The organism is Streptomyces sp. BR123, assembly GCF_013401435.1.
In the GTDB taxonomy this organism is placed as follows: domain Bacteria; phylum Actinomycetota; class Actinomycetes; order Streptomycetales; family Streptomycetaceae; genus Streptomyces.
The window spans coordinates 13,113-30,028 of record NZ_JACBGN010000009.1; the positions used below are offsets into that span (position 1 = coordinate 13,113).

General features: G+C 73.9%; 18 protein-coding genes. 5 read left to right on the forward strand and 13 right to left on the reverse strand.

Going from position 1 to position 16,916, the window contains the following annotated elements; translation table 11 throughout:
• The first annotated feature begins 175 nt into the window (after positions 1-175).
• On the forward strand, positions 176-1,006 hold the full coding sequence (locus tag HYE82_RS02590) for an endonuclease I family protein (protein WP_179172247.1): 831 nt from the start codon (positions 176-178) through the stop codon (positions 1,004-1,006).
• Between the two features lie 86 nt (positions 1,007-1,092).
• Positions 1,093-1,401 (forward strand): DUF3040 domain-containing protein, encoded by a 309-nt coding sequence (locus HYE82_RS02595; RefSeq protein WP_179172248.1) that lies wholly within the window; start codon positions 1,093-1,095, stop codon positions 1,399-1,401.
• 55 nt (positions 1,402-1,456) lie between these two features.
• On the opposite strand, the gene HYE82_RS02600 is transcribed toward HYE82_RS02595, so the two are convergent.
• The 4 genes from HYE82_RS02600 to HYE82_RS02615 all read right to left on the reverse strand — a co-directional run bounded on the left by HYE82_RS02600 (position 1,457) and on the right by HYE82_RS02615 (position 5,883).
• Positions 1,457-2,346 (reverse strand): IS5 family transposase gene (locus HYE82_RS02600; RefSeq protein ID WP_179172249.1). Its coding sequence is split into 2 segments (ribosomal slippage): positions 1,457-1,998 and positions 1,998-2,346, totalling 891 coding nucleotides; the frame shifts between segments, so codons are not numbered across the junction.
• Positions 2,347-2,368: 22 nt separating this feature from the next.
• Positions 2,369-4,015: a glycoside hydrolase family 20 protein gene (locus HYE82_RS02605; RefSeq protein WP_179172250.1), complete on the reverse strand. Its 1,647-nt coding sequence runs from the start codon at positions 4,013-4,015 to the stop codon at positions 2,369-2,371.
• 81 nt (positions 4,016-4,096) lie between these two features.
• On the reverse strand, positions 4,097-4,561 hold the full coding sequence (locus tag HYE82_RS02610; protein ID WP_179172251.1) for a heme-binding protein: 465 nt from the start codon (positions 4,559-4,561) through the stop codon (positions 4,097-4,099).
• Between the two features lie 95 nt (positions 4,562-4,656).
• The gene (locus tag HYE82_RS02615) at positions 4,657-5,883 is read right to left on the reverse strand and encodes an MFS transporter (RefSeq protein ID WP_179172252.1); all 1,227 of its coding nucleotides are present in this window, start codon (positions 5,881-5,883) and stop codon (positions 4,657-4,659) included.
• Between the two features lie 199 nt (positions 5,884-6,082).
• Here HYE82_RS02615 and HYE82_RS02620 point away from each other — a divergent pair, with 199 nt between their 5' ends.
• Both HYE82_RS02620 and HYE82_RS02625 read left to right on the forward strand, forming a co-directional pair.
• Complete coding sequence (locus HYE82_RS02620; RefSeq protein ID WP_179172253.1) at positions 6,083-6,562, forward strand: MarR family winged helix-turn-helix transcriptional regulator; 480 nt, start codon at positions 6,083-6,085, stop codon at positions 6,560-6,562.
• Between the two features lie 7 nt (positions 6,563-6,569).
• Entirely contained in the window at positions 6,570-7,274 is a 705-nt protein-coding gene (locus HYE82_RS02625) for a ribonuclease H (protein WP_179172254.1), read from the forward strand.
• A gap of 760 nt (positions 7,275-8,034) precedes the next feature.
• Here HYE82_RS02625 and HYE82_RS02630 read toward each other — a convergent pair.
• The 4 genes from HYE82_RS02630 to HYE82_RS02645 all read right to left on the reverse strand — a co-directional run bounded on the left by HYE82_RS02630 (position 8,035) and on the right by HYE82_RS02645 (position 11,534).
• Entirely contained in the window at positions 8,035-8,766 is a 732-nt protein-coding gene (locus HYE82_RS02630; protein WP_309144178.1) for a SigE family RNA polymerase sigma factor, read from the reverse strand.
• An 8-nt stretch (positions 8,767-8,774) separates the two neighbouring features.
• Entirely contained in the window at positions 8,775-9,221 is a 447-nt protein-coding gene (locus HYE82_RS02635) for an LPXTG cell wall anchor domain-containing protein (RefSeq protein WP_179172255.1), read from the reverse strand.
• A 173-nt stretch (positions 9,222-9,394) separates the two neighbouring features.
• Complete coding sequence (locus HYE82_RS02640) at positions 9,395-10,981, reverse strand: glycosyltransferase (protein WP_179172256.1); 1,587 nt, start codon at positions 10,979-10,981, stop codon at positions 9,395-9,397.
• Positions 10,982-11,159: 178 nt separating this feature from the next.
• A complete protein-coding gene (locus HYE82_RS02645; protein ID WP_179172257.1) occupies positions 11,160-11,534 on the reverse strand; it encodes a YbjQ family protein in 375 nt (124 codons plus the stop codon).
• A gap of 465 nt (positions 11,535-11,999) precedes the next feature.
• Between HYE82_RS02645 and HYE82_RS02650 the strand changes: the two genes are divergently transcribed.
• Entirely contained in the window at positions 12,000-12,707 is a 708-nt protein-coding gene (locus HYE82_RS02650; RefSeq protein WP_179172258.1) for a hypothetical protein, read from the forward strand.
• Between the two features lie 60 nt (positions 12,708-12,767).
• On the opposite strand, the gene HYE82_RS02655 is transcribed toward HYE82_RS02650, so the two are convergent.
• The 5 genes from HYE82_RS02655 to HYE82_RS02675 all read right to left on the reverse strand — a co-directional run bounded on the left by HYE82_RS02655 (position 12,768) and on the right by HYE82_RS02675 (position 16,798).
• Positions 12,768-13,127, reverse strand: a complete 360-nt coding sequence (locus HYE82_RS02655) for an NYN domain-containing protein (RefSeq protein ID WP_179172259.1) — start codon at positions 13,125-13,127, stop codon at positions 12,768-12,770.
• 21 nt (positions 13,128-13,148) lie between these two features.
• Positions 13,149-14,090 carry an AAA family ATPase gene (locus HYE82_RS02660; RefSeq protein WP_309144179.1) on the reverse strand — a complete coding sequence of 314 codons (942 nt, stop codon included), beginning with the start codon at positions 14,088-14,090 and terminating at the stop codon, positions 13,149-13,151.
• A gap of 3 nt (positions 14,091-14,093) precedes the next feature.
• Entirely contained in the window at positions 14,094-15,308 is a 1,215-nt protein-coding gene (locus tag HYE82_RS02665) for an RNA ligase (protein WP_179172260.1), read from the reverse strand.
• Positions 15,309-15,411: 103 nt separating this feature from the next.
• Entirely contained in the window at positions 15,412-15,846 is a 435-nt protein-coding gene (locus HYE82_RS02670) for a VOC family protein (protein WP_179172261.1), read from the reverse strand.
• A 205-nt stretch (positions 15,847-16,051) separates the two neighbouring features.
• Positions 16,052-16,798, reverse strand: coding sequence for a VOC family protein (locus HYE82_RS02675; protein WP_179172287.1), 747 nt, complete (start codon positions 16,796-16,798; stop codon positions 16,052-16,054).
• Positions 16,799-16,916 lie beyond the last annotated feature (118 nt).

Sequence of the window (16,916 nt, forward strand, 5' to 3'; positions counted from 1 at the left end):
CTGCCAAGAGGACTGTCACCCGATCGGCGTACCGGACCCACAGGAAATGTCCGGGCTCCCGACACGTGCACTTCACCTGTACGGCACATGACAATATGACCGTCGCTCCGTCACCTGACACCCCGTCGACCCACCGGCGGGGATGGCGGTGCGCACGGAAAGGATCCCCCACATCATGTCCATCTCCCGGAGAACCTCCTGGGCCGCCGCCCTCGCCGCGGCCACCCTGGTGGCCATACCCGCCGCCGCCACGGCGGGTACGGCGCACCATGCCGCCGACGGCACCGCAACGGCCGCCGCCGCGGCCGGCGCGTACACCACCGTCGACGCGTACTACGCGCCCGCCGAGGGCAAGAGCGGGGCAGCGCTGAAGGCCGCGCTCCACGACATCGTCAAGAACCAGTCCCGGATCGGCTATGACGCCGTGTGGAACGCGCTGAAGGTCACCGACCAGGACCCGGCGAACCCGAACAACGTCATCCTCCTCTACTCGGGCCGCTCCCAGTCCAAGTCCACCAACGGCGGCGGCGCCAACGACTGGAACCGCGAGCACGTCTGGGCCAAGAGCCACGGCGATTTCGGCACCGCCACCGGCCCGGGCACGGACCTGCACCACCTGCGCCCCGAGGACGTCACGGTCAACAGCACCCGCGGCAACAAGGACTTCGACCGCGGCGGCAGCCCCGTCGCCGAGGCCCCCGGCAGCTACACCGACGCCGACTCCTTCGAGCCTCGGAACGCGGTCAAGGGCGACGTCGCCCGGATGCTGCTGTACATGGCGGTGCGCTACGACGGCGGCGACGGCTTCGCCGACCTGGAGATGAACGACCGGGTCGACAACGGCAGCGCGCCGTTGTTCGGCCGGATCAGCGTGCTGAAGGAATGGAACCGGTTGGACCCGCCGGACGCCTTCGAGAAGCGTCGCAACGAGATCATCTACAACACCTACCAGCACAACCGCAACCCGTTCATCGACCACCCGGAGTGGGTCGACTCCATCTGGTGACCCGGGGTTGACCCCCCGCGGACCGGGTATCCGCAGGTCAGAGGCTGCAGCACGCACCCTGCGAGCTGCAGCCGACGGAGGTCGCCATGGACGATGCCGGACTCTCCGACCGCGAGCAGCGCGCCTTCTCCGCCATCGAGGCGGAACTGAGGCAGGACCGCTCGCTCGGCCGGATCCTGCGCTTCGGCAGGCTGCGCCACCGCGCGATGGCGGCGTGCGCGCTCGGCGCGGTGACGATGGGGCTGCTGATCGCGGCGTCGATCACCGTGTCCCCGCCGCTGATCTGGGGATTCGCGGCCGCCTGGACCCTGACGGTGGCCATGGCGCTGCCGCTGCTCGCCCAGTGGCTCCGGCACCGCTGGCAGGTCCGGGAGCACAAGGGCCGGGCGGGCTGAACCACCGGCGCGCCCGGTCCGGGCACCCCGTTGCTAGGCAGTGTCTGACAAATGATCATCTGGCTGGTTCGCGGAGCCAGAGGATCAGCGAGGCCAGCACGACTCCGGCGCGGTAGCGGTCGGCGAGCTTGTCGTACCTGGTCGCGATCGCGCGGAACTGCTTGAGTCGTGCGAAGCATCGTTCGACCACGTTGCGGTCGCGGTAGGCCTCCTTGTCGAAGGCGGGCGGCCGGCCGCCGAGGCGCCCTCGGCGCCGGCGGTTGGCCGCTTGGTCGCGGCGCTCGGGGATCGTGGCGGCGATGCCCCGGCGCCGCAGCAGGTGGCGGATCGCCCGGCTGGAGTAGGCCTTGTCGCCCAGGACCCGGGCCGGTGTCGTGCGCGGGTGGCCGGTGGAGGCGCGCGGGACGCGGATCCCGTCGAGGACCTGGGCGAACGCGGTGGCGTCGTTGATGTTGCCCGGGGTGAGCACGATGGACAGGGGCAGGCCCCGGCCGTCGACGGCGAGGTGGACCTTGGTGGTCAGCCCGCCCCGGGACCGGCCGAGGGCCTGGCGCGTCTGCGAGCGGCCCGGATCTTCCAGTTCGTCCCCGCCTGCGGCCCCTTTTTACGCGCGCCGGCGGCGTGCTGGTGGGCCCGGTTGACCGTGGAGTCGACAGCAACGGTCCACTCAACCCGGCCCACCGCGTCGTCGCGGACCTGCACGTGTTCCAACAGCGCTGCCCACGTGCCATCCGCCTCCCAGCGGGCGAACCGCTCATAGACGGTCTGCCACGGCCCATACCGCTCAGGCAGGTCACGCCACGGAGCCCCGGTCCGCAACCGCCACAGCACACCATTGACCACCTGCCGGTGATCACGCCACGGACGCCCACGCCCGTCCATGCGCGGCAGCAAGGGCTCTATCCGCTCCCACGCCGCATCCGTCAACTCGCCTCGACCTGCCACAAGATCAATTATCAGACAGGCCTTAGGACCCGGCGGGCCGGAGCCGGTCGGCGAGGGCCTCGAAGTCGGTCCACGGCTGCTGCGGGGGCCGCGCGTCCCAGACCTTCTGGGACAGCGCGGCCAGCGGCAGCCGGATCCCGTCGGCCACCTGGGCCTGGGTCTGGGCCCCGGCGAGGTCGCTCCAGACGGCGAGCCGGCCGCCCAGGATCTGCGGCCCGTACCTGGCGGGCACGGGGGTGGTCCCGCGCAGGACCAGCGGGGTCCACTCCTCGTAGATCCGCCGGCCGGTGGGGTAGGTGAACTGGTTCGGCTGCCCCAGCACGTAGTAGAGGTACTCGTCGTTGAGGTTGACGACCTTGCGGCCCTCGTCGAGGTACGGGAGCGGCGGCCGGGCCCCGGTCTCACGGCCGGTCCAGTACTCGACCTGGATGTCCTGCGCGGCCCGCGCCACCCCGCCCGCGAACAGGCCGTCGTTCCACGCCTTGGGCACCCGGCCCGCCGGGCGCACCACGCCCGCCCGGTCGTTCAGCCAGCCCGTGGCGAGGTCCTGCACCTTCGCCGAGGGCCCGTACCGCTGCCGCGCGGCCTGCGCGAGCTGCGGGAAGGAGGCCTGCGGGTCGCGGTAGACCAGCGCCTGGTACTCGTCGGCCCCCAGGTGCCAGGTGGTGCCCGGGAACAGCGGCAGGTACTCGCGCAGCAGTTCGTCGACGAGCCGGGCCGCGGCCGGGTTCGAGATGTCCACGGCTCCCTTGACCGCGCGGCCCTGTACGTCGCGCAGCTGCAGGTCGGGGTGGGCGCGCAGCACCGCGCCGAGATGGCCCGGGGAGTCGATCTCGGGGACGACGGCGATGTGCAGGCGGGCGGCGAGCTCGGTGATCCGCCGGACCTCCGCCTTGGTCAGGTGGGGGGTGGAGACGATCTCGGGGTGGGTGTCGGACTGGATCCGGAAGGCCTGGTCGTCGGAGAAGTGCAGGCCGAGCTGGTTGAGCTTGAGGTCGGCCATTTCGCGCAGCCGGGCCTCGATCCACGGCGCGGTGTAGTTCTTCCGGGCGGTGTCGAGGTTCAGGCCGCGCTGCGGTTTGGCCGGCGCGTCGCGCACGGTGCCCTCGGGAGCCGAGCCGGCCGCCTTCACCGCCTGTTTGAGGGTCCGGGTGCCGTAGAAGACCCCGGCCTGGTCGGGGCCGGTGACGCGGGCGCGGCCGTCCTTCACGGTGAGGGTGTACGACTCAGGGGGCCCGGAGTCCGGCGCGGCGAGTGCGAGTTCGACGTCCCCGGGACGTGCGGCGGCCTTGTCGGTGAAGCCGAGCCGGAGTTCGCCGGCGAGCAGCCTGCCCTCGTCGGCGAGGGCCGCGCTGTTCGCCGCCGGTACGACGACCCGCGCGCCCGGGGCGGGTTTCCAGCCGGGGCCGCGGGCGGGGGTGTGCTCGCGTACGGCCGGGATGGTCCGCGGGGCGGAGGACATCGGGTACGACGGTGTCGGCGAGGGAAGGGTCGGCGCGGCCGCCGGTCCGGTGCCCGGTACCTGCCCGGCCGGGCCGGTGGGGGCGGCGCCCGTCCCGCGGCCGCCGCCCGGGGCGGCGGTGCAGGAGGAGACGGCGAAGGCGACCAGCGCGGCGACGGCCGCCGTCGCCAGGGCGCGGCCTGTCCTGTACTGCCCGGTTCGTCTCATGATGCACCCGTGTCCCCGTATCCCCGTGGCCCCGGTACCAACCTGGCACGGGGGACACGGGCTCGCGACTCGGCGCGGGCCTCAGGCGGCCGGCGCGCCGTCCCCGTCGTGTGCGGCGAGTTCGGCGAGGGCGGCGGCGGCGAAGCCGTGGTCCTCGTCGGGAGCGGCCCCGCCCACGCCGACGGCGCCGATGGTCCGGCCCTCGCGACGGACGGGCAGCCCGCCGGCGATGAACAGCAGCGGCCGGTCGAGGGCGGTGGGCAGGGTGTGGAACGGCCCGTCGGGGCGGACGGCGTCGACCAGGTCGGCCGTGGGGGCGTTCAGCTGGAGGGAGGTGAAGGCCTTGCGGGTGCTGGTCTCGCCGGAGATCAGCACGGCCCGGTCGTCGCGGCGGAAGGCGAGCAGGTGGCCGCCCGCGTCGAGGACGGTGACGCTCACGGTGGCGCCGGCCGCTTCGGCGGCGGCCCGGGCGGCGGAGACGAGGAGCTCGGCGTCGTCGGTGGTCAGCGGGGCGACGGCAGTGCGGGGGCGGATGGCGGTGGACATGGCGGGGTTCTCCCGGGTTGGTGCGGTCGGGTGGCGGTGTGAGTGCGGAGGGTGTGCCGCGGATCGGCTGATCGGCTGATCGGCGGACGGGCGGGTCAGCGGCGGGCGGCGACGGCCTCTGGAGCCGCGGCGCCCCGGGCGGATGCGGAGGCGGCGGCGAGCCGCCCCGGGCGGAGGGCCGTCGGCCGCTCCAGCGCGCCGGAGACGAGGGCGAGGACCAGGGCGGAGCCGGCCATGGCGGCACCGACCCAGTTCGGGGCGGTCCAGCCGTACCCGGCGGCGATCACGATCCCGCCCAGCCAGGTGGCGAGCGCGTTGCCGAGGTTGAAGGCGCCGATGTTGACGGCGGAGGCCAGGGTGGGCGCACCGGCGGCCTGGTCGAGGACCCGCTTCTGCAGGGGAGGGACGGTCGCGAAACCGAGGGCTCCGATGAGGACGACGGTGACGGCGGCGCCGGCCTTGGAGTGGGCGGTGAGCGTGAAGAGGGCCAGGACGAGCGCCAGAGCGCCCAGGGAGGCGTACAGCATCGGCATCAGCGCCCGGTCGGCGAACCGTCCGCCGACGAAGTTGCCGGCGACCATGCCGAGACCGAAGAGGACGAGGATCCAGGTGACGGAGGAGTCGGCGAAGCCGGCGACCTCGGTCATCATCGGCGTGATGTAGGTGATGGCGGCGAAGACCCCGCCGAAGCCGAGGATGGTCATGGCCATCGCGAGCAGCACCTGGACGTTCTTGAAGGCGGCCAGTTCGTGGCGGATCCGGACGCCCTCGGGCCGGGGCGGTTCGGGGACCAGCCGGGCGATCCCGAGCAGCCCGAGGAGGCCGAGGGCGGCGACGAGCAGGAAGGTGGTGCGCCAGCCGAAGGTCTGGCCGACGAGGGTGCCGAGGGGAACGCCGACGACGTTGGCGACCGTCAGGCCCGTGAACATCATCGCGATCGCGCCGGCCTTCTTCTCGGGGGCGACGAGCTCCGCGGCGACGACCGCGCCGATGCCGAAGAAGGCGCCGTGGGCGAGGGAGGCGACGACCCGCCCGGCCAGCATGGCGCTGAAGACGGGGGCGAGTGCGGAGAGCACGTTGCCGGCCACGAACAGTCCCATGAGCAGCATCAGCATGCGTTTGCGGGGGATGCGCGTGCCCAGCACGGTCATCAGCGGCGCGCCGAATACGACGCCGAGGGCGTATCCGCTGGCGAGGTAGCCGGCGGTCGGGATGGAGACGCCGTAGTCGGCGGCGACCTCGGGGAGCAGACCCATGATCACGAACTCGGTGGTGCCGATCCCGAAGGCTCCGATGGCCAGGGCGAGCAGGGCGAGAGGCATGAGGGGAGGTGCCCTTCAGGGGTGGGGGTGGTGGTGGGCGCGGCAGCACCGCCAATGATTGCGATCGCCGACTGCCTGCGTACACATTAATTGCAGACGCGGGATACTTGCAAGCGCGGGCTATTGCGTCCGTCGCCTATCCTGGAGGTACCCGCGTACGGGGAACCGGCCCGGACCGGGGATCTGCAAGGAGGAGCCCATGACGGCCACGGACAGCGCGCTGACCGCCCTCGCCCAGGGCTGGTGCGCCCTCTCCCTGCTGCACGGGCGGATCGAGGCGCACATCGAGCGGGCCCTGCAGGCCGAGCACGGGCTGAGCGTGCGCGAGTACTCGCTGCTCGACGTCCTCAGCCGCCAGCACAACGGGCCGGGCGGCCACCTGCGCATGAACCAGGTCGCCGACGCGGTGGTCCTCAGCCAGAGCGCCACCACCCGGCTGGTCAGCAGGCTGGAGGACCGCGGGCTGCTGAGCCGCTACCTTTGCGACACCGACCGCCGCGGCATCTACACCGATGTGAGCGAGGCGGGCCTGGCCCTGCTGGCCGCTGCCCGGCCGACCAACGACACCGCGCTGCGCGAGGCCTTGGACGAGGCCGGGCTCAAGCCCGAGCTCGCCCCGCTGGTCGCCGCCGTGGAAAACATCCGGCCCGGCACGGGCACCCCCGCGGTTGGGGCATGATCGAGGGATGTCTGAACGGATCATTGCCGCCTGCGACGGGGCGGCGAAGGGCAATCCCGGGCCTGCCGGATGGGCGTGGGTCATCGCCGACGCCGAGGGCCGCCCGGAGCGGTGGGAGGCCGGCCCGCTGGGCCGGGCCACGAACAACGTGGGCGAACTGACGGCCCTGCAGCGGCTGCTCGAGGCGCTCGCCCCGGGGACGGCCGTCGAGGTGCGCATGGACTCGCAGTACGCGATGAAGGCCGTCACCCAGTGGCTCCCCGCCTGGAAGCGCAACGGGTGGAAGACCGCCGCGGGCAAGCCGGTGGCCAACCGGGAGCTGGTCGAGCGCATCGACGGGCTGCTGGCGGAGCGGGACGTGGAGTTCCGCTACGTCCCCGCGCACCGCACGGACGGCGACCGGCTGAACGCCATCGCCGACCAGGCCGCCAGCGACGCGGCCGTCTCCCAGGAGGCCGCCGGCACCGCGCTCGGCCACACCGACCCGCCCCTGCCGGACCCCGGCCGTGCCGCGCCCGCCCGGGGGACCGCCGGCACCCGGGCGAAGAAGGCGGCGTCCGGCCGCGGCCGCGCTTCCGTCAAGGCGAAGTTCCCCGGCAGCTGCCCCTGCGGGAAGCCGTACGCGTCCGGCGAGACCATCGCCAAGGTCGGCGCCCGCTGGGGGCACCTCGCCTGCGCCGGCGCCTCCGGCCCGGCCGACGCCGCGGACTGACCCGGCCGCGGCAGCGGTCGCGGCCAGGGCCCTCCGGCGCCCGGCGCTCCGCGGGAGGTGCCGCGAGGGGCCGGTGACCGTCTGCGGCCCGGTTGTGGCCGGTCGCACAGCCCCGCGCCCCTCCGGGGCGCTGCCGATCCGCGCTGCCGGACCGCGCTGCCGGACCACGCTGACGAACCGCGCTGCCGAACCGCGGCCGGCTTCGCCACGGCCGCTCAGCCCGTCCTGCTCGCGCTGGGGGTCGGGATACGCGACGGCGAGGACTGCAGCGGAGTCCCGGTTGCCGACGGCGCCCCCGGCGGATGCCCGGACCGCGACGGGGAGGCCGGGGGCGCCGACCGCGACCCCGACGGGCCCGGCGACGCACCGGGGGGCGGCGCCGTCCGGCTCCCCGGTGTCGCGGGCGGGGACGACGGCACCGCCGACGGGGCGGGGCTGCCGGACGGGCCCGGCCCGGGCCCGGGGGAACCCAGGTCGGGCGGGGAGGCAGGCGGCACCGGGCGGGCGGGCGGCGCATCCGGGGCCAGGACGGCGTATCCGGCCACGGCGGCGGCCGCCGCGGCCAGTCCCGCCAGCGGCACCGCCCAGCGCCGCGAACGCAGCCACGCCAGGGGCCCCGGCCGCCGCAGGTGCAGCCCGGGCGGAGCCGCGGGGCGCAGCTCGCGTACGGTGACCGAGGCCGCCCGGGCGTCGAGCGCGGCCCGCAGCCTGCGCTCGACCGGTCTTTCGCACGCGGCCCCGTCGGGGCGCTCTCCGTACGTCATACGCGTCCCTCCAGAATCCGTTCCAGCGCGTCCAGCGCGCGGCTCGCGTTCGACTTCACCGCGCCCCGGCTGATCCCGAGGGTGGTGGCGATCTCCGCCTCGCTCAGGTCGGCCCAGTAGCGCAGCACCAGGACCTGCCGGCGGCGCGGGGTGAGCCGGGCGAGCGCGGCGAGGACCTCCCGGTGGGCCTCGTCGAGGACCACGTGCTCCTCCGCGGACGGCAGGTCCCGCGCCGGGGGCGGGGTCCAGGCGCGGGCCGTGCGCCGGCGGCGCAGGACGGACCGGGAGGTGTTGACCACGGCGGTGCGCAGGTAGCCCAGGGCGTTGTCGACCTCGGCGATGTCCTCTCCGTGGCGGCGGTACAGGGCCGTGAACGCGTCCTGCACCACGTCCTCGGCGGTGGCGGGGTCGTCGACGAGCAGGAGGGCCAGGCGGACCATCGGCAGCCGGTGGGCGTGGTAGAGCTCGGAGACCGTCGGGCGCGGCGGACCCCACGCCGGATCCCCGTGGTCGGCCGGGGTGCTGTCGTGCAGGGACCCGCTCCGGTGGGCGGGCCCGGCTCCGTACGGCGATGCCGCGGCCGGCGGGGGCACGGCCGGGGCCGGGCGGGCGGCGGCCCCGGCGGGCCGCTCACGGCGCAGCGCCCTCGCCAGCAGGCCCCGCCACGCCCGGCCGAAGCCGGGCGCGGGGGGCCGTGCGAGGAGTACCGGTGGTGCGAGGTGGAGCACGGGCGTCCTCAGCCGTTGGCGCGACGCCGGACGGCGTACAGGGTCCCGCCGCCGGCGGCCAGGAGTACGGCCGCCCCGGCTCCCAGGGCGACGTTGGTCGCGGAGGACCCGGTCTGCGCGAGCTCACCGCCCGCCGGCGAGGGGGTAGCGGACGGCGTCCGGCCCGGCGGCACGCTCGGCACCGCGCTCGGGGCGGTGCTCGGCCCGGCCGTCGCAGGGACGCTGACCGAGGGCGTCGGCCGGCCGGCCGGGGCGGTGCTCGGCGGCGCGCTCGGCACGGCGCTCGGAGCCGTGCTGGGCACGGCGGTGGGCGGCACGCTCCGCGTGGCGGTCGGCGCGGGAGACGGCGTGGCCGAGGCCGCGTGCGCGGCCGTCACCGGCCCGGCGAGGGCGGCCGCGGCGGCGGCCACGACGGCGGCGGCCGCCGCCCTGTGCAGCGACGGACGGGCGGACATAGGAACGCGCTTGAGGTTGGTCACGGTGGTTCTCCACGGTCGGGTCGAGGACGTGGAACGACGCCCTTCACCCCCGCACGACGCGCGGCCCCCCGGGAGGTTGCCGCCCTGTGCGGAAAAATTTCCGCGGACCTCCGGCGCGGCGCCGACCCGGGTCCGGGACACGCCCGGCTTCACCCCGCCGACAGCGGGATCCGGCGGACGACCTCGAAGCTGAGATTGCCGTACGCGGTGAAGAAGGGCGCGGCCGCGAGCTCGGACGCCCCGCCCGCCTCCCGGGCCAGGACCTTGGAGCGGCGGGCCGTGCGGTCCAGGTCGGGCGCGTGTCGGCGGCCCAGCCGGACGGTGCGCACCACCCCGCCCGCGCGCACGTTCAGGAAGCAGTCCCACAGGCCCGGCGGGAGCGGCTCTCCCCCGGCCACGGTGGCGAGGTCGAGCTCCGCCTGGAACCCGGCCATGTCCAGCTCGGGATCGCGCCCGGCGAGCTCGGGGGCCGGGCACGGGGCGGCGGGCACCGCGTACTCGCGTCCCGTCCCGCGCTCGCGCAGGAGCAGTTCGCTGTCCATGCGGTCCGTGCCGAGGCTCTGGATGTAGGCGTGCCCGGCCAGCCGTACCCGGCAGCCCTGCCAGGTCATCGACTCCAGCCGGTGCTGGGCCTTCAACTGCCCCGTCACGTCGAAGAGGACGTCGGGCAGGCCCGCGGCCGGATCGCGGAAGAGGGGGTAGCAGCGGTACAGGCGGCCGTTCTCCACGATCTCCCGCGGCGCCTGCTCGTTCGCCGCGTCGTACTCCATCAGCTGCTCGAAGGCGGGGAGGGGGCCGCAGGCGAAGGCGTACAGCCGGATCCAGTCGATCCGCGGCAGCTCGCCGCCCATGTCGGGGGTCCAGTACGTCTCGACCAGCGTCCGCGCCCGCGTGTAGACCTCCGCCGTGTACGCGGGGTCGCCGTGGCGGGCGGCGACGGCCGGCCGCAGGGCCGTGCGCAGCAGGCTGCGGAAGTGGCGGCCGAGCATCCGCCGCCGGCCCACCGGGTCCTGCACGCGGTCGGCGACCAGCGCCATGACGCGTTCGATGTGGGCGACGGTCTCGTGGGCGGTGCGGGTGCGCGAGGTGAGGTTGCCGCCGTCGTCGCGGCGGCGCAGGTAGTAGCAGTCGTAGTCGCCGACCACGGATATCCTCCCGGCGGCAAGGAAGACGGAGGTGACGAAGATCTGGTCCTCGCCGTACCAGAGGTCCTCCGGGTAGCGCAGCCGGGCGTCCTCGATGGTCTTGCGGCGCATCAGCTTGGCCGAGTGCAGCGAGCGGTAGACCTCCGAGGTGTAGAGGTCGGCCTCCGGGGCGTGTTGGTGGGCCTTCTCGGAGACGGTCCGGCCGAGGCCGACCTGCCGGGCGAGGACGAGGTCGCTGCCCTGGGTGTCGGCCATGGCGAGCAGCCGCTGGAGGGCCTCCGGGCCCAGCATGTCGTCGGCGTCGGCGAAGAAGACGTACCGCCCGCGGGCCAGGTCGAGGGCGCGGTTGCGCGGTCCGCCGGGACCGCCGGAGTTCGGCTGGTGCACCACGCGGATCTGCGGGTGGCGTGCCGCGAAGCGGTCGAGCTCGGCACCGCTGCCGTCCGTCGACCCGTCGTCGACCGCGATGACCTCCAGGCGATCGCGCCCGAGCGTCTGCGCCATGACCGATTCGAGGCATTCGGTCAGGTACGGCATCGCGTTGTACACGGCGATGATCACGGACACGTCGGGCACGAACCGGTGGTACATGCCCTGAGCATAGGTTCGCCGCGCACTGCTCACGCAGCCGGGACCCGGCCGCGGCGGCGGCGCGCCAAGCGCTCGCGGGAGGTGCCGCGAGGGAGCGGCGACCGCCTGCGGCCCGGTGGTGGCCGGTCGCGCAGTTCCCCGCGCCCCTTCGGGGCGTTGCCGAACCCGCCGCGGCCGATCAGGAGCCGGCCGGGACGAGGACGACGGCCGTGCCGTACGCGCACACCTCCGTGCCCACGTCGGCGGCGTCGGTCACGTCGAACCGCATCATGAGCACGGCGTTCGCGCCGCGGGCCTTGGCCGCCTCGATGAGCCGTTCCATGGCCTGGCTGCGGGTCTCGACCAGGGTCTTGGTCAGGCCCTTCAGCTCGCCGCCGATCATCGACTTCAGGCCGGCGCCGATCTGGCTGCCCAGGTGGCGGGAGCGGACGGTGAGGCCGAAGACCTCCCCGACCACCCGCTCCACCCGGTACCCGGGGGCGTCGTTGGTCGTCACGACCAGGACTCCGGTCTGCTGGGCCCCGGGGCCGCCGGTGTAGTCGTCGATACCCATGGCACCCACTGTGGCGGTGCGTCCCCGGCCGCGCATCCGCAGCGCGGCCCACCGGGTGACCGAGTGCCGGTCGGAACACGCCTGCCGGTACGGACTGTTCCGCAGCGGGCCCCCCGTGACTACGCCCCCGGTTGTACGCGGGGGCCGTCCTGGGGTGTAGGCGGTTTTCACCCTGCGGACGGGTGAGCTGTGCGGCCCGGGCCGCGTACATTCGCCGTGCCGGCAGCGGCCGGCACCGGCCCCGGGCTCCGGGGCCCTGCGGCGAGGCCGTGCCCGTACGGGGGGCGGGCACGGCCCACGCGCACCAGAGCGATACATATTGGGCATTTCGGGCGAAATGACGGTGAGTCATCGGGGCGGCGCGATACGCCCTCGTCATAGTCGTCCCTGGCGACCGCCCGGTCGCCGCTCCGGACCGCGGCGCATCGCGGCCGGGCGGCTGCGCCTTCGCAGAGGAGCCTGTACATGCTGAAGCCCACCAGGACCGTCATCGCTCTCGCCGCCGGAAGCCTGGTGCTCGGCTTGGGCTGCGCGAGCGCCGCCGTCGCACACGCGGGCCACGGCGCCGACACGTCGTCGCACGACCTCCGCCTCGTCAAACCGGGGCACGGGTCGTCGGGGAAGCACAACGGCCGTCACTACACCGTCGGCAAGGTCGTCTCGCGCGGTTCGCTGAAGGTCAGGAGCCTGCCGACGGCCGACTCCCACTCCGTCGGCGAGGTCAGGTCGGGCCACAGGGTCGCGATCCAGTGCAAGGTCCGCGGCCAGAAGGTCGACGGCAACGACATCTGGTACCGCCTCCTGGTGCAGGAGCACGAGGAGTCCCAGGAGGACGAGAAGGAGCAGGGCGGCGAGGACAAGGACCGGCAGGACCAGCAGGACCAGCAGGACCAGCAGGACCAGCAGGACCAGCAGGACCAGCAGGACGAGCAGGAGCAGCCAGAGGAGGGGCAGGAGCAGCCAGAGGAGGGGCAGGAGCAGCCCGAGGAGGACCTCGCCGACGGGTCGGCCGGCGAGGAGGTGGCCGAGGAAGACCTCGTGGACGAGCTCGAAGAGGACTCCGACGAGGAGAAGGCCGTGTCCGCGAAGCGGAGCGGCAGCAAGGAGAACGCCAAGGCCTGGGTCTCCGCCCGCTACGTGAAGAACCTGGACCGGGTCGGGTCCTGCGACTGACCCGCCCACACCCCCGACTCCCCCGAATCCCCCGGACCTGCCGGTCCTGCGACCGCCCGGTCAGTCCTCCGGGCGTACGGCACGCGGCCCCACGCACTGCGCTCCGTACGCCCGGACCCGGGACCGCAGCTCCCGGTCCGCCGTGACGACGGTGCAGTCGCGGCCGCTGCCCGCGAGGGACGCCACCAGTTCCACGATCCGGTCGTCGCCGCTGCCGGGAGCCGAGTCCACCCGTACTCCGGGCACGGACCCGACCCCCCTGGCGGCGCCCTCGACGACGAGGACGACCTCCTCGCCCGCCACCGGGTCGCGCCCCGCCAGCCGGTCGCGCAGCCGCTCGGCCGCGCCCCGCCGGTCGCGCCACCAGCCGTCCGGGACGGACCCGACGACGTTGGCACCGTCCACGATCAGCACGCTCACGGTCCCAGTATGGCCGCCGGGCTAGAAGGCTCCGTAGTTGACCTGCCAGGTGGGCAGGCCCATCCGGCGCCAGACCGCGACGACCCGGTCCCGGTCGTCCAGCGACACCCGCACCGCGAACCGGTGCCGCACGTGCGCGTCGAACAGCTCGGCCTTCACGACGTCGTCACGGCGCGTGTCCCCGGCCGGTCGCATCCACAGCTCGTCGTACGGCACTCCGTGGCGGGCGAGCCACGCCTCGGTCTGCGGCCGGTGCTCCTCGCCGCGCCCGGACAGCAGCACGATGGTGTCGCCCTCGGCACGCCGGAAGGCGTCCAGCGCGTACCTGACCGGCTCGTTCAGCTCGTCGATCCCGCAGCGCGAGAAGTCGTACGGGCTGCGGTCGCCGGTCAGCGCGAGGGTGCCGTCGATGTCGCACATCACCGCCGGGGGCAGGGAGGGGTCGGCCACGTACGGCTGCACGGACGGCGTGTCGTTCAGCCATTCGGCGGTGAGCCGCCAGCCGCCCTTGCGCGCATTGGTGTGCTTGTCGGCGAGGATCCGGATGATCTCCTCGCCGACCGGCCGCGCGCGTTCGGCGTCGCGGCGCAGGCACTCCTCCACCGGCACGTGGGTGAAGTCGTGCACGACGAACGTGGCCCGGCCGGCGACGGCGGCCTTGAGCCGCTTGGGGATGTGCGAGGTCAGGTGGGTGTTGTCGACGACGACGTCGAAGCCGTCCTCGACGGCGGCGCTGACCGCCGCGTCCTGGACGGCCAGGACGGTCTGCTCGTGCCGGTACGAGCGGCCCCGCTCGGGGTCGGGCACGTCGAGCATCGCGCGCAGGTCGTCGAGGTTGACGCGGCGTATCCGGCCCGCGGCCCCGGACTGCAGGGCGCGCGCGGCGGTGGTCTTCCCCGACGCCGGCAATCCCGTCATGACGTGGACGACGGGCCGTACGGGCTCTTCGGGTCGTGCGGACACTGGTCAGTTATCCTCATCGGTCGTGAACGGGTCGGACGCCTGCGGCCGTACGTGGCGCCACATGACGAGCTCGGTCGGACGGTTGTCCAGACGCAGGAACACCGCCGCGCGGATCCCGCTGTCGGGCAGCGCCTTCGCGGCGCGCGCGAAGGCGCCCCGGTCGGAGGCGAGGTGCTCCAGCTGCGCGAAGGCCGCGTCGACGGCCTGCTCGCGGCGTGCGGCCTCCTCCTCGAGGCGGGCGATGACCTGGCGCACCCAGGCGTCGAACTCGTCGGGCACCTGCTCCAGCAGCGCGTCCAGCGGCTTGCCGCCGGAGGCCTCGATCTCGGCGCGGGTGCAGCCGAGTGCCTGCGCGACTTGCTTGGCGGGCAGGCCGGCGAACCGCTGGATGCCGTGACTGCGCCAGATGTCCCGTTCCGTGACACCGGTCAGCACCTTGTGCAGGCGTACGTATTCGGACAGCTTGGCCTTCGCGCGCACACCGGAGGCGAAGCGCAGCACGAAGCCCTCGGCGTCGGTTCCGGTGGCGGCGCGGCCGCCGGGCAGCGTGTTCGCCTCGGCGAGCGCGATCAGCTCGCCGATCGGCATGGCGGGCCACAGGGTGACGACCGATCCGATCCCCTCCCAGTGGCCGGCGGCCTCGGCGAGCGGGACCTCGGTGCCGTCGGGGCCGAACGCGGCGAGGAGCACCAGGTCCCGGCGGTCGCCGTAGTCGACGACGATACGATTCTGCGGGTACAGGATCTCGGCGAGATAGGTCGTGCCGGGCACGAGGGCCGAGGTGTCCCGGCCGTCGAGACGGCGCTGTGCCCACACCGCCTGCGTGCTGATGAACGACCCCTTGGACGCGACCCGCCAGGCGCCCGCGTAGTGGAAGACCACCGCGAGGCTGCCGTCGACCTTCTCGTACACCTCGAACGGCTCGTCGGGCAGGGCCGGGGCGTAGGGCTGTCCGGATTCGTGCTCTCCGACGTTGAAGAACTTCGGCAGCGGCAGCGCGACGACGGCACCGGTGGAGTCGTCGGCGACGAGTCCGCGGCAGCGGACGGTCACCCGGTTCCAGACCCGCTCGTACTGTGCCGTCCGGGTGTAGGTGTAGATGGACAGCGGCAGTTCGGGGTGTTTCTTGCGGCTGACGTGGCCGGCGTCGATGGCGTCGGCGAGCTGCTGCCGCGGCATCAGGTCGTCCAGCGTCAGGTAGGCCTGGTTGTGGCCCATGGGTCCCTCCCGTTTCGAGATGTCTCATTCTCGACGGTGGGAGGGACGGCCCGGTACCGAATTACCGCAGGTCGCGGCGGCGCAGGGTGCGGTTCCGCGCGGGTCAGCGGGATACGCAGAGTTCGTTGCCCTCCGGGTCGGCCAGGGTGGTCCAGACGAACGGGCCCTGCCGGCCGTCGTGCAGGAAGGCAGCACCCTTGGCGAGGAGGCGCTCGACGACCCCCTTCGGGTCGTCGGAACCGGTACGGACGTCGAGGTGGACGCGGTTCTTGACGGTCTTCGGCTCGGGAACGAACTGGAACAGGACGCGGGGGGCGCGGTCCGTGCCCTCGGGGTGGCGGATGGCGGTCCCCGCCTTCCAGACGAGCCTGCCGCGGTGGGTGGTGGTGTCGTCCTCGGTGGCGTGCCCCGCCGCGACGGTCTTGCGGATGAACTCCTCGTCGGTCGGCTCGACTTCCCAGCCGAGGGCTTCCGCCCACCAGTCCGCGAGGGCGTGCGGGGCGGCGCTGTCGATGGTCACCTGAAACGTATAGGCCATGCGGCGACCCTACCGAGGGGCACGGACAACGCCGTGGTTCCGCCCACGGCTGAACGCGGTGAAGCGCAGCGAACCCCGCCGCTGGAGGCCGACGGAGAGGATGCCGGGGCCATGACGGCGCCGCCCGCGGCCGGGGGCAGCTCCATGCAGCAGGTGAGGCCCGGCGGGGAGGGCAGGTGCTGCGTCCGCAGTCCGGCCGCCCGGGTCAGCCGTCCTGGGCCCGGGCGGCCGTGAGGGTGAGCATGGCACCCTCGGGATCGCGGACGGTGACCCAGCGCTCGGTGGCGCTGGAGACGATCGTCGACAGGGTGGTGCCGCCGGCAGCGATGGCCGCTTCGATGGCCTCGTCGAGGTCCGCGACGCGGAAGTAGACGTGCCAGCGGGGCCTGGATTCGGGGGCGTGCTTGGCGGCGTCGGGGCCGAGGCCGCCGTTCAGCCGGGCGACGGGTTCGCCGGCCTGACGCAGCACGACCTGGTCGTCCTCGTACGAGACCTCGCAGCAGCCGACGCGGCCGGTGGCCCACTCCAGGACCTCGCCGTAGAACATCGCAGCCTCGAAGGCGTCGCGGGTGCGCAGTTCCAGCCAGGCCGGCGCCCGGCCGCGGCCCACCCGCCATTCGGCGGAGACCCGGCCTTCCCAGATGCCGAAGACGGCGCCGTCCCGGTCGGCGGCGAGGGCTCCCCGGCCGCCGCCGGAGAAGGTGACGGGGCCGACCGCGACCGTGCCGCTGCGCTCGCGGATCCGGTCCGAGGCCACGTCGGCGTCGTCGACGGCGAAGTACGGCGTCCAGGTCGGTGCGACGGCCAGGTCGCCGGCCAGGGCCCCGATGCCGGCGACGGCGACGCCTTCCAGCTCGGCGATGGTGAACGCGTCGCCCAGGCGGTCGGGCCGGAACTTCCACCCGAGGACCGCGCCATAGAACTCCTGTGCCTGCTGCAGATCGCGGGCCATCAGGCTCACCCAGCACGGGGCGCCGAAGACCTCTCTCGTAGAAATCTCCACGACTCACGCTCCGTCCTTGTCCCGCCCCATCCTCGCGTCAGGGAAGGTGGCCCGCACGTCGGGCACT

Coding starts and splice junctions, on each gene's coding strand:
- HYE82_RS02615 (WP_179172252.1), bottom strand. CDS start 5,883: ATGCCTCTCGCCCTGCTCGCCCTGGCCATCGGAGCCTTCGGGATCGGC.
- HYE82_RS02620 (WP_179172253.1), top strand. CDS start 6,083: ATGACGGCCACGGACAGCGCGCTGACCGCCCTCGCCCAGGGCTGGTGC.
- HYE82_RS02635 (WP_179172255.1), bottom strand. CDS start 9,221: ATGTCCGCCCGTCCGTCGCTGCACAGGGCGGCGGCCGCCGCCGTCGTG.
- HYE82_RS02640 (WP_179172256.1), bottom strand. CDS start 10,981: ATGTACCACCGGTTCGTGCCCGACGTGTCCGTGATCATCGCCGTGTAC.
- HYE82_RS02590 (WP_179172247.1), top strand. CDS start 176: ATGTCCATCTCCCGGAGAACCTCCTGGGCCGCCGCCCTCGCCGCGGCC.
- HYE82_RS02670 (WP_179172261.1), bottom strand. CDS start 15,846: ATGGCCTATACGTTTCAGGTGACCATCGACAGCGCCGCCCCGCACGCC.
- HYE82_RS02625 (WP_179172254.1), top strand. CDS start 6,570: ATGTCTGAACGGATCATTGCCGCCTGCGACGGGGCGGCGAAGGGCAAT.
- HYE82_RS02650 (WP_179172258.1), top strand. CDS start 12,000: ATGCTGAAGCCCACCAGGACCGTCATCGCTCTCGCCGCCGGAAGCCTG.
- HYE82_RS02675 (WP_179172287.1), bottom strand. CDS start 16,798: ATGGCCCGCGATCTGCAGCAGGCACAGGAGTTCTATGGCGCGGTCCTC.
- HYE82_RS02610 (WP_179172251.1), bottom strand. CDS start 4,561: ATGTCCACCGCCATCCGCCCCCGCACTGCCGTCGCCCCGCTGACCACC.
- HYE82_RS02665 (WP_179172260.1), bottom strand. CDS start 15,308: ATGGGCCACAACCAGGCCTACCTGACGCTGGACGACCTGATGCCGCGG.
- HYE82_RS02595 (WP_179172248.1), top strand. CDS start 1,093: ATGGACGATGCCGGACTCTCCGACCGCGAGCAGCGCGCCTTCTCCGCC.
- HYE82_RS02605 (WP_179172250.1), bottom strand. CDS start 4,015: ATGAGACGAACCGGGCAGTACAGGACAGGCCGCGCCCTGGCGACGGCG.
- HYE82_RS02645 (WP_179172257.1), bottom strand. CDS start 11,534: ATGGGTATCGACGACTACACCGGCGGCCCCGGGGCCCAGCAGACCGGA.